The 11,180-nt window shown below is 63.4% G+C and carries 6 protein-coding genes; 4 read left to right on the top strand and 2 right to left on the bottom strand.

Annotated features, from left to right (window positions below):
- On the top strand, positions 1–651 hold a 651-nt coding region (locus B5F94_RS12295; protein WP_087330499.1), incomplete at its 5' end, for an N-acetylmuramoyl-L-alanine amidase family protein.
- A gap of 59 nt (positions 652–710) precedes the next feature.
- Here B5F94_RS12295 and proS read toward each other — a convergent pair.
- Complete coding sequence (proS, locus tag B5F94_RS12290; RefSeq protein WP_087330497.1) at positions 711–2,150, bottom strand: proline--tRNA ligase; 1,440 nt, start codon at positions 2,148–2,150, stop codon at positions 711–713.
- A 275-nt stretch (positions 2,151–2,425) separates the two neighbouring features.
- The gene (locus B5F94_RS17060; protein WP_087330495.1) at positions 2,426–4,732 is read right to left on the bottom strand and encodes an S-layer homology domain-containing protein; all 2,307 of its coding nucleotides are present in this window, start codon (positions 4,730–4,732) and stop codon (positions 2,426–2,428) included.
- 184 nt (positions 4,733–4,916) lie between these two features.
- Here B5F94_RS17060 and B5F94_RS12280 point away from each other — a divergent pair, with 184 nt between their 5' ends.
- The 3 genes from B5F94_RS12280 to B5F94_RS12270 are packed head-to-tail and all read left to right on the top strand — an operon-like array spanning position 4,917 to position 11,102.
- The gene (locus B5F94_RS12280; RefSeq protein WP_158100292.1) at positions 4,917–5,489 is read left to right on the top strand and encodes a TetR/AcrR family transcriptional regulator; all 573 of its coding nucleotides are present in this window, start codon (positions 4,917–4,919) and stop codon (positions 5,487–5,489) included.
- A 13-nt stretch (positions 5,490–5,502) separates the two neighbouring features.
- Positions 5,503–7,950 carry an efflux RND transporter permease subunit gene (locus B5F94_RS12275; protein WP_087330491.1) on the top strand — a complete coding sequence of 816 codons (2,448 nt, stop codon included), beginning with the start codon at positions 5,503–5,505 and terminating at the stop codon, positions 7,948–7,950.
- Positions 7,947–11,102, top strand: a complete 3,156-nt coding sequence (locus B5F94_RS12270) for a hypothetical protein (RefSeq protein ID WP_087330489.1) — start codon at positions 7,947–7,949, stop codon at positions 11,100–11,102. The genes B5F94_RS12275 and B5F94_RS12270 overlap by 4 nt, the downstream gene beginning before the upstream one ends.
- Positions 11,103–11,180 lie beyond the last annotated feature (78 nt).

Raw genomic sequence — 11,180 nt, 5'->3', positions numbered from 1 at the left:
CCGCTGCCCCTGGAGGGGGCGGTGATCTGCGTGGACCCCGGCCACTGCGTCACCCCGCTGACCGGCACCGGCCAGCGGGAGCTGGTCTCTCCGCTGTCTGATGAGACCAAGTACCTCTTTGGCGGCGGCACCGCCGGAGCCAATCAGACCGAGGAGCAGCTCAACCTGGCGGTGGGGCTCCAGCTCCGGGACGCCCTGGAGGCGCTGGGAGCCGAGGTAGTGATGACCCGGGAGGTGTCCGAGATCACCCTGGGCGGCATCGACCGGTGCAAGATCGCCCAGGAGGCGGGAGCCGATGTACACATCAGCATCCACGCCAACGGCTGGACCGACCCGGACTACAACGGGGCCATGGTGCTGGTGCCCTACGGGGACCTGCTGGGCACCCCCTCCATCGTGGAGGAGAGCGCCCGGCTGGGAGAGCTGATGATCGAGGCGGTGTGCGAGCATACGGGGGCCAAGAACCTGGGCACCGTCCAGCGCTCCGACCTGACCGCCTTTAACTTCTCCACCATCCCCTGCGTGTTCATTGAGATGGGCTTTATGACCAATCCCCGGGAGGACGCTCTTATGGAGACCCCGGAGTATCAGGCCAAGATCGTGGACGGCATGGTGGAGTCCCTGCTGGCTTGGTACGGCGTAGAGGAATAAAACAAAAAAGGACCCGGAGCCATGCTCCGGGTCCTTTTTTGTCGTATGGGTTTGGGTGATTAGTAAGCCACGCCCCAGTACACCATGTGCTTGGCGGGCTTGCCGCAGACGGGGCACACGTCGCCCAGGTGCTCCTGCTCCAGGGGGATGCAGCGGGAGGACACGCCGGCGATCTCCTTCATCTTGAGCTCGCAGGCCTCGTCGCCGCACCACATGGTCTTGGCAAAGCCGCCCTGGGTGGACATCTTCTCCTTGACCTCCTCCACGGTGGAGCAGGCATAGGTGTTCTCGTCCAGGTTCTTCTTGGCCTTGTCGTACAGGCCCTGCTGCACCGCGTCCAGCATGGTCTTGACGGTCTCCTCGATGTTGTCCAGGGAAACGAAGATCTTCTCGCCGTTGTCCCGGCGGACCAGCACGCACTGGTTCTTCTCCATGTCCTTGGGACCCATCTCCAGACGCAGGGGCACGCCCTTCATCTCGTACTCGGCGAACTTCCAGCCGGCGGACTGCTTGGAGGCGTCCATCTTCACCCGGATACCGGCGGCCTTCAGGCGGTTCATGACGGCCTCGTTGGCCTCGATGACGCCCTCCTTGTGCTGGGCCACGGGGATGATGATGACCTGGGTGGGGGCGATGCGGGGGGGCAGCACCAGACCGTTGTTGTCGCCGTGGGTCATGATGACGCCGCCGATGAGGCGGGTGGACACGCCCCAGGAGGTCTGGAAGGGGTGATGGGGCTTGTTGTCCTCACCGGTAAAGGTGATGTCGAAGGCGGTGGCGAAGCCGTCGCCGAAGTAGTGGGAGGTACCGGCCTGGAGGGCCTTCTTGTCGTGCATCATGCACTCCACAGTGTAGGTGGCCTCGGCGCCGGAGAACTTCTCCTTGTCGGTCTTGCGGCCCTTCACCACGGGCATGGCCAGGTAGTTCTCGCAGAAGTCGGCGTAGATGTTGAACATCTGCTCGGTCTCGGCAATGGCCTCCTCGGCGGTGGCGTGCATGGTGTGGCCCTCCTGCCACAGGAACTCCCGGTGACGCAGGAAGGGGCGGGAGGTCTTTTCCCAACGCAGCACGGAGCACCACTGGTTGTACAGCTTGGGCAGGTCCCGGTGGGAGTGGATGATGTTCTTGTAGTGCTCACAGAACAGGGTCTCGCTGGTGGGCCGGATGCAGTAGCGCTCCTCCAGCTTCTCAGAGCCGCCCATGGTGACCCAGGCGCACTCGGGGGCGAAGCCCTCCACGTGATCCTTCTCCTTCTGGAGCAGGGACTCGGGGATGAGCAGGGGGAGGTACACGTTCTCGTGGCCGGTCTCCTTGAACTTCTCATCCAGAATCTTCTGGAAGTTTTCCCAGATGGCGTAGCCGTAGGGGCGGTAGATGAACACGCCCTTGATGGAGGAGTAGTCGATGAGCTCCGCCTTCTTACAAACGTCGGTGAACCACTTGGCGAAGTCCACCTCCATATCGGTGATCTGTTCCACCTGCTTTTTGTCCTGTGCCATATCTATCTCAATCCTTTTTTATCAAAATACGCATGGGTGCTACTTATTTTATCCATTTGAGGCCCAAAAGTCAAGTCAAGTATAGGGCCCGGCGCATAAAAGCCGGGCTTTAACGAATTAAGCGCTCCAGGCCGAGGCTTCGGAGGGAAAGATAGTGTGAAAGAAAACCGTCAGGGTTGTCTTTCGCGTCCAGTCAATAACGCCCCGATTTGTCAAAACAGTTTGACAAATCGGGGCCCGGCTCTAACCAGCCGGGCCCCGCAAAATTTAAACAATTACAGTTTGACCACCAGAGTGGCGGCGAAGAGACTGCCGGAATACTGGCCGTAGATCTGCACCTGGTCCCCCGCCGCCAGCTTGTTCAGGCTGGTGGAGGAACCGGAAATGGTAACGAAGCTGGCGTCCTCCACATCCACGGTGAGGGGAGTGCCGTCCTCCAGGCTGATCATCAGAGTGTCGTCCTTGGTGTTGACCACCAGCACCGAGCCGGTGATCTGGGTGGAAGAGGAGGAGCTGCCGGTGACGTTGATGGCCACGACCTCGTCCCCGCTGAGGGTCAGCTCCACCGCGTCATTGGGCTTGAGGGCGTAGAGGGAGATGACCGAGCCCTTCTGGGTCACCGACACACCCTCGGACACCTGGTAGGTGTCGGTGGAGCCGTCGGAGAAGCGCACGTCGATGCTGACGCCGGTGGTGTCCTGGACCACCCGTGTGATGGTGCCGGACAGGGTGGCGTTCTGAGAGGTGGCCTCGATCTCATACACCTCATTGTAGCGGACGGTGACGGTGACCTTGTCGCCGCTGCGCAGCTTATCGATGGAGCTGGTCTTGCCGTCCCGCTCAATGTCGGGCAGGTTGGTCAGGTCGATGGTGAAGGTGGCGGTGGTGCCCTGGGGGGTGCGCACCGCCAGGGTGGTGGGGCTGGCGTAGGTGATGCTCTCGATCACGCCCTGGGTGGTGGTGGAAGCGGGGTAGGTGTCCAGCAGCACCACCTGACCGCCGGAGAGCTGAAGGGTGGCAAAGTTGTTGCGGGCCACCTCCTTGACGGTGATCTCCTCTCCGTCATAGCGGGCGATGGCATTGCTTGCGATGGGGTAGGTGCGGGAGCGGCCGGTGAGGCTGTCCTCCAGGGTGATCTCGTAGGGGTCCTTGGTGAAGCTGATGCTCTTGATGGGGCCCTGCACATAGTCGGACACGGTATCCACTGCGGCGCTCACCACGGTGCCGGCGTTGTCGTTGGACACCCGCAGGCTCACATAGTCCCCCTTGTTGGACACGGTAATGGAGCCCGCCTTGCCGTTGACAGTGACGGCGGCGCCGGACACCAGGGTGTACTGGGCGCGCTGGCCGTCAAAGGCGGAGACGGTAATGGTCTGGCCGCCGGACGTGTTCTCCACGCTGGTGAGGAAGCCCTCGGCGGAACGGGTGCCGCCGGACAGCTTCAGCTCGGCCAGATGGCCCATGCCGTCCACCCAGCACTGGGCCTGGGTATAACCGGCGTCGGGCTCGATCAGGGAAGGATCGCCCACCAGCTGGCCCACCTGGACTCTGGTAAAGCGGTCAATGTCCAGCCGCTTGCTGGTGCCGCCCACGCTGATGGTGATGCTGTCCTGGGATACCTCAGTGATGCTGCCGCTGAGGCTGGTCAGGGTCCCGCCCAGACGGACCGCCTGAGCCGCCCCCTTGTCGTCCAGGTTCACCCGGACATACTGGCCCGCACGCAGGGAGTTGGGGGTGGTGCGGATGTTGTTTTCATAGATGGGCACGTTGGCGGGCACGGAAATGCCAAAGGTATCGGTCAGATTGCCGGTGATGGTGAGCAGGGTGGCGCCGTTGCTGGTGGAGCTCACCGCGTCGATGACGCCGCCCACCCACTGGTAGTCGGTGTAGGCGGGCAGCTCGGCATAGATGCCCTGCTCATCCATAAAGTCGATGGCCCGGCGGAGCATGGTGGCCATTTCCGCCCGGGTCAGGCTGCCCTGGGGCATAAACTGGTTGGCGGTGTTGCCCTGGACGATGCCATATGTATTGAGCAGATACACATAGGGCCGCAGCGCCTGGGAGATGGAGGCGGTGTCGGCAAAGCTCATGGAATAATTGGTCAGGTTTTTGGCCATGGGCTCCAGCTGCATGGCCCGCACCAGATACATGGAGAGGCTCTCCCGGGTGATGGACTTGAGCAGCGCACCGGAGGAGCACATGGCCTCCAGCTCGGTGACGCTGATGATGCCGGTTTCCAGACAGACGGCCATCTCTTCCTCCGCCCAGCTGTAGACGTTCTCAGGCAGGATCTCCTTCAGCTGGTCGGCCCGGTCGGCGGCGATCTGCTTTTTATCCGCGGCGGACACGCCGGTGGCCCGGGAACAGAACAGCAGGGCCTCGCAGGCGGTCATCTTCTGAGCGGGGGCGAAGGTGGTGGCGCTGGTACCCTTGACAATGCCAAGACCGGCCAGATACTCCACGTCCTCCTGGGCCCAGTGACCCTGCATATCCGTAAAGCTTACTGCCCCGGCGGGTACCACCAGCAGGGACATCGTCAGAACCACCGCCAGCCAAAGGGCTGCAAATCGCTTTGCTTTCATACATTTCCCTCCGTTGCCGTAAAGGTTTCCATAATTAGACGCCTTCATTATACTGTCTCCTTTAAAAAAAAGCAACCTGTAAATCCCGCAGCCTTTCCCTCTGGCTAATCGACATTTGTATTTTATCTTGACACTTGTAGTGTAAAGTGGTATGCTGTTCCGGCCAATGAAAGGAGGGGTCTCAGTGGAGGAGAAACGAGAGGACAATCTGGACCTGCGTCAGCGCAAGACCCGGCGGCAGCTGACCCAGGCCCTGGTGGAGCTGATGGAGGAGCGGCCCTTTCAGGAGCTGTCGGTCACCGACATCTGCCGCCGGGCCATGGTCCACCGCACCACCTTTTACGCCCATTTCAACGACAAGCAGGAGCTGCTCCACTATCTGCTGACCCAGCTGGAGCGGACGTGCATCGACGCCTGTATTCCCCAGGACGCCCCCACCCCCAGAGCGTTTTTCCTGGAGGCAGCCCGCAACACCCTGGCCTTTTTCAAGGAGAGAAGGGCCCTGTACCGGGCCTGCCTGGACAGCGGCGCCGACACCCAGACCCGCCTGCTGGAGGACGCGGCGGCCAACGAGCTGTGTGCCCGCATGAGCCGCCCGCCCTTCCCCGACGCCATGCCGGGGGTGGACCCTCGGATTGCCGCCCGCTTCTATGTGGGGGCCATGCTGTCCCTGCTGCACTGGTGGCTGATCAGCCCCGACCCGGTGCCGGAGGAGGTCCTGCTGGACCATCTGGCCCGCTTTATCCCCAACCATTGAGAGGAATCTGCCTATGGTAACGGACAAAAAAACCGAGACACCTATGACCAAACTGGCCCGCTTTATTGTGGATAAACGGAAGGCCTTCTTTCTGGTCTTTATCGCCGCCCTCATCTTTTGCGGGGCTTCCATCAATAAGGTACAGATCAACAACGACATCACCTCCTATCTGCCGCCGGAAACCGAGACCCGGCGGGGCCTGACCCTGATGGAGGAGCAATTTGTCACCCTGGGCACCGCCGACGTGATGGTGTCCAACGTGACCTACGACACCGCCGCCGCCCTGGCCGAACGGCTGAAGGGGGTGGAGGGGGTGTCGGAGGTGGCCTTTGACGACACCGCCGACCACTACAAGGACTCCGCCGCCCTCTTCTCCATCTCCTTTGAGGGGGAGACCGGGGATGAGGAGACGGTGGCGGCCCTCCACCGGGTGGAGGATCTGCTGGAGGGGTACGACGTATCCCTGTCCACCGAGGTGGGCCGGGACACCTCCGCCTCCCTGCGGCAGGAGATGACCGTCATCCTGGCCATCGCCGCCGCGGTCATTGTGGTGGTGCTGCTTTTTACCTCCAAGAGTTATATGGAGGTGCCCGTCTACCTCATCGTATTTGTGGCGGCGGCGGTGCTCAACATGGGCACCAACTTCATCTTCGGCACCATCTCCTTTATTACCAACTCCATCGCCGTGGTGCTCCAGCTGGCTCTGGCCATCGACTACGCCATCATTTTCTGCCACCGGTACATGGAGGAGCGGGACAACGGCCTGGATGCCCGGGAGGCGGACATTGCCGCCCTGAGCAAGGCCATTGTGGAGATCTCTTCCTCCAGCCTGACCACCATCTCCGGCCTGGTGGCTCTGATGCTCATGCAGCTGCGCATCGGCTTTGATATGGGTATCGTGCTGGCCAAGGGCATCGTATGCTCCATGCTGTGCGTCTTTCTGCTGATGCCCGGCCTGCTGATGGTGTTCCAGGGGCCCATCGACCGCACCCGCCACAAAAATCTGGTGCCCAAGATCAACTTCTGGGGCAAAGGGGTGGTCAAGCTGCGCTTTGTGCTCCCCCCCATCTTTCTGGTGGTGGTCATTGCCGGGGCGATTCTGTCCAGCCACTGCGCCTACGTTTTTGACACCAACAACGCCGATTTTTCCAACAAGCCAGACTGGCAGCTGGCTGCCGAAAAGGTGACCGATACCTTTGGCAAGAAGAATACCATCGCCATGCTGGTGCCCCGGGGGGACTATCAAAAGGAGGGCCGCATCCTGGAGCGGGTGGAGGCCCTGCCCCAGGTGACCCAGGTCACCGGCCTTGCCAACATCGAGGTGGAACCGGGCCGGATGCTCACCGACGATATCACCCCCCGGCAGTTTGCCGAGCTGGCCGGGGTGGACGTGGAGCTGGCCCGGCTGCTCTTCCAGGCCTACGGCCTGAGTGTGGAGGAGTACGGCTCCATCTTCCAGAACCCGGACGACTACTCGGTGCCTCTGCTGGATATCTTCCAGTTCCTGCTGGAGCAGAAGGACAAGGGCGTGGTGAGCCTCACCGGCGACCAGGCCCAAAAGGTGGAGGATTTGCAGGAGCAGCTGGACGTGGGACTCAAGCAGCTCCAGGGTACGGAGTGGTCCCGGCTGGTCTTTGTGGCTGACGTGCCCACCGAGGGGGAGGACACCTACGCCCTGCTGGATGAGATCCGCGCCATCGGTGAGGACTACTATAACGACGTGGTGCTGGTGGGCAACTCCACCAACGCCTTTGATCTGGCCAGCTCCTTCTCGGGCGACAACCTGAAGATCAGCGTACTCACCGCCCTCTTCGTTGTGGTGATCCTGCTGTTCACCTTCAAGTCCGCCGGTCTGCCGGTGCTGCTGGTGCTCACCATCCAGGGCTCCATCTGGATCAACTTCTCCTTCCCGGTACTTACCGGCACCAATCTGTTTTTCCTCAGCTACCTGGTGGTCAGCTCCATCCAGATGGGCGCTACCATCGACTACGCCATCGTCATCACCAACCGCTATCTGGAGCTGAAGACCCGCATGGAGCCCCGGAAGGCGGTGGTGGAGGCCCTGAGCCAGAGCTTCCCCACCATCCTCACCTCGGGTACCATCATGGCGGTGGCCGGCTTCCTCATCGGCGGCATCTCCACCGACGCCACCATCGGCTCGGTGGGTCTCACCCTGGGCCGGGGCACCGTCACCTCCATCTTCCTGGTGATGACCGTGCTGCCCCAGCTGCTGCTGTTGGGCGACGCCATCATCCAGCGCACCGCCATCTCCCTCAACCGGGACCGGTCCCAGCGGTTCAACAAGGGCACCATGCGGCTGGACGGTCACGTCCGGGGCCATGTATCCGGCTTTGTGGACGGCGAATTCAAGGGGGTCATCCACGGCAGTGTGGACGCCCTCATTGAGAGCAAGTATCAGGAGCTCCAAATCGAGGAGCAGGAACAGGAGGATCAGCCATGAAGCACAACAGACCCGTAACCGCCCTGCTGCTGGCGGCTGCCCTCCTCTGCTCCCTGCTGCTTCCCGCCCGGGCGGCGGGCACGGTGACCATCGGGGACGAGTCCGCCTTCCTGGACTTTGCCCGCAGCTGTACCAAGGATACCTGGTCGGTAGGGGTGACGGCGGAGCTGACCGCCGACCTGGACCTCAGCGGCACAGACTTTACCTCCATTCCCATCTTCCAGGGTACCTTCCACGGCAATGGCCATACCATCACCGGCCTGTCCTTCTCCGACAAAGGGTCCAAGGTGGGCCTCTTCCGCACCCTTACCGAGAGCGCAGTGGTGGAGGACCTGACGGTGGAGGGCACCCTCACACCCGGCGGCACCGGAGGCCAGGTGGGTCTGGTGGCCGGAGAGAACTACGGCGCCGTGCGTAACTGTACCGTCAAGGGCTCGGTCTCCGGTCAGGAGGATGTGGGCGGCGTGGTAGGCCTCAACGGGGAGAGCGGCACCGTGACGGACTGCTCCAACCAGGCCGCAATCTCCGCCCCCAGCAACGCCGGCGGCATCGCCGGGCAGAATCTGGGTACCATCACCGGCTGCACCAACGCCGGGGAGATCAATACCGCCTCCGATCAGGATATACCCTCCAACTCCGGCGGCATCGCCGGGCTGTCCCGGGGCAACATTGACGGCTGCTCCAATTCCGGAACTGTGGGCTATCAGCACTTGGGCTACAACACCGGCGGCATTGCCGGGCTCCAGTCCGGCTCCATCACCAACTGCTCCAATACCGGACATATTCTGGGCCGGAAGGACGTGGGGGGCATCGTGGGCCAGTTCGAACCCAATGTGGAGGTGCGCTACGGCGACTCTCCCGCCGACAGCCTCAACGACAGTCTGGGGGTCCTCTTTGATGAGATGGAGGGCTTTGCCGACCAGCTCAGCGGCATGGTGGGCCAGGGAGTGGAGGACGCCCAGGTCATCCATGAGGCGGTGGGTCAGATCCGGGACCGGGCCCAGCAGGCCGGGGACCAGGGTCTCACTGATTACAGCGATATGACCGACCAGCTGGACAGCCATGCCGCCGCCCTGGGGGATGCCCTGGACGGCCTCCGGGGCCATGTGGATACCTTTTCCAATGAGGCCGGGGACGACCTGGACGATCTGCTGGACGGCACCGCCCAGCTGCGCCGCAGCCTGAGCAAGATGCTGGACAGCGCCGACAGCGCCCTGGTGGAAGGGGTGGAGGCCCTGGATGATGCCGCCGAAGGCATTGAGAAGCAGGCCAATACCATCCGCACCCACCTCCAGGCCATGTCCCGTGAGCTGGACAGCCTGGGCAGCTATCTCACCCAGGTGACCGACTGCCTGAAAAAGCTGGACCTAAAGGGAGCCCTGGCAGTACCCTTCCCCAGCGTGGACCCGGCGGGACACCTGTCCGCCATCTCCAAGGCCCTGGGCAAGCTGCCCGGCCTGGTCAGCGACCTCACCGGCCGGTGGGAAACGCTGAGCCACGATACCTCAAAAGAGATGGAGGAGGCGCGGAAGGACGCGGATCAGGCCGCCAAGGCCATCCACAGCGCCGCCAGCCATCTGGTGGGGGCGGGCAGCGCCCTGTCCAAGGACAGTAAGAAGGATCTGGACGCCGTCAGCAACGAGGCCTCCGCCATTCGTACCCTGCTGAAGGACTATTCCGACCAGCTGGGGGAGCAGACCCAGGCGGCGGCAGACGATATCGGGGCCCAGCTGGATGTGATCGAGCACCGGGTGGACCAGATGACCCAGGCTGCCGGGGCGGACAACACCGCCCTCCACGCCTCCGCCCAGCGGGTGATCGGGGCTCTGGACCAGGTGCGTCAGGCCATCTACGACATGGGCCGGGAGCCCAAACTCACCACCCAGGACCTTTCGGGGGACATTACGGAAGGCCCCGGCCTGGTCATGGCCTGTACCGCCGCCTGCACCGTGGAGGGTGACTCCAACGTGGGCGGCATTGTGGGGGCCGTGGGGGCCGAGGTGGGGGACGACCCCGAGGCTACCTTTGACATGGAGGACATCAAACTGCTCTCCGACGTGTACGCCACCCTGCGGGCGGCAGTGCGGCAGTGCCGCTTTGACGGCGCCGTTACCGTGAGAAACGACTGCGGCGGCGGCATCGCCGGCCGGTGTACCACCGGCTCCATCCTGGACTGCGCCGCCCGGGGCACGGTGGAGACGGGCGCCGACTACTGCGGCGGCATTGCAGGCCGCACCGGCGGTTCGGTGATCCGGTGCGCCGCCCTGGTGGATCTGGACGGCGGCAGCTGGCTGGGCGGCATCGCCGGTCTGGGCGGCACCCTCACCGACTGCCGGGCCATGGTGCGGGCCCAGGGAGACGGGGAGTACCAGGGGGCCATTGCCGGTCAGTCCGACGATCCCCTCACCGGCAACCGCTACCTGCTGGAGGAGCTGGCGGGGCTGGACGGGGTGGATGTGGCCGGTCAGGCGGAGGGGCTGGAGTTTGACGCCTTCTCGGTGCTGAGCGGCATCCCCGAGGACTTCCTCACCTTCTCCTACCGCTTTGTGGCCGACGGCAAGACTGTGGCCGAGATCCCCTTTGCCTACGGGGACGACCTGGACCAGAGCCTGGTGCCCGAGCCGCCTGCCCGGGACGGGGAGTATGGGGTGTGGCCCGACTTCCCGGTCAAGGGGCTGACCCGGTCCATGGTGCTGGAGGCCCAGTTTACCCAGCCCACCGCCACCCTCTCCTCCGGCGGGGAGCATCCCGCCCTGCTGGTGGAGGGCACTTTTGAGCCAGGCGCTGGTCTGAAGGCGGAAGGGCTGACCGAGCTGCCCGACCTGTCGGGCTACCGGAGCGTGGAGGGCTGGTCCTATACCGTGGAAGGCAGCCAGGGAGATACGGTGACCCTCCGGCTGCGGGCGGCGGACGCCGATCACCCGGCGGCGGCCATCCTGCAGTCCGACGGCAGCTGGCAGGTGGTGAAGGCCAGCCAGGACGGCAGCTATCTGGTCTTTGACGGCCCGGCCAGCGGGCAGGTGGTGCTGCTGGACCGCACCACGCCCAATGTTTTGCCTGTGGTGCTGCTGTGCTGCGCCGGGGCGGCTGTACTGCTCATCGCGGCGCTGGCAATCCATCGGAGAAAAAAGCGGAAAACCATCCCGGCATAAAAAACAGGCCCCGGAACCCTGCGGTTCCGGGGCCTGTTGTATTTAGCATAAAACACCGCCCCCGGCACGCCGGGGGCG

The sequence above is a fragment of the Flavonifractor sp. An4 genome (assembly GCF_002161755.1).
Taxonomy (GTDB): Bacteria; Bacillota; Clostridia; order Oscillospirales; family Oscillospiraceae; genus Flavonifractor; species Flavonifractor avicola.
This window is presented reverse-complemented; position numbering and strand designations above follow the sequence as displayed.

Coding starts and splice junctions, on each gene's coding strand:
- proS (WP_087330497.1), bottom strand. CDS start 2,150: ATGGCACAGGACAAAAAGCAGGTGGAACAGATCACCGATATGGAGGTG.
- B5F94_RS17060 (WP_087330495.1), bottom strand. CDS start 4,732: ATGAAAGCAAAGCGATTTGCAGCCCTTTGGCTGGCGGTGGTTCTGACG.
- B5F94_RS12275 (WP_087330491.1), top strand. CDS start 5,503: ATGGTAACGGACAAAAAAACCGAGACACCTATGACCAAACTGGCCCGC.
- B5F94_RS12270 (WP_087330489.1), top strand. CDS start 7,947: ATGAAGCACAACAGACCCGTAACCGCCCTGCTGCTGGCGGCTGCCCTC.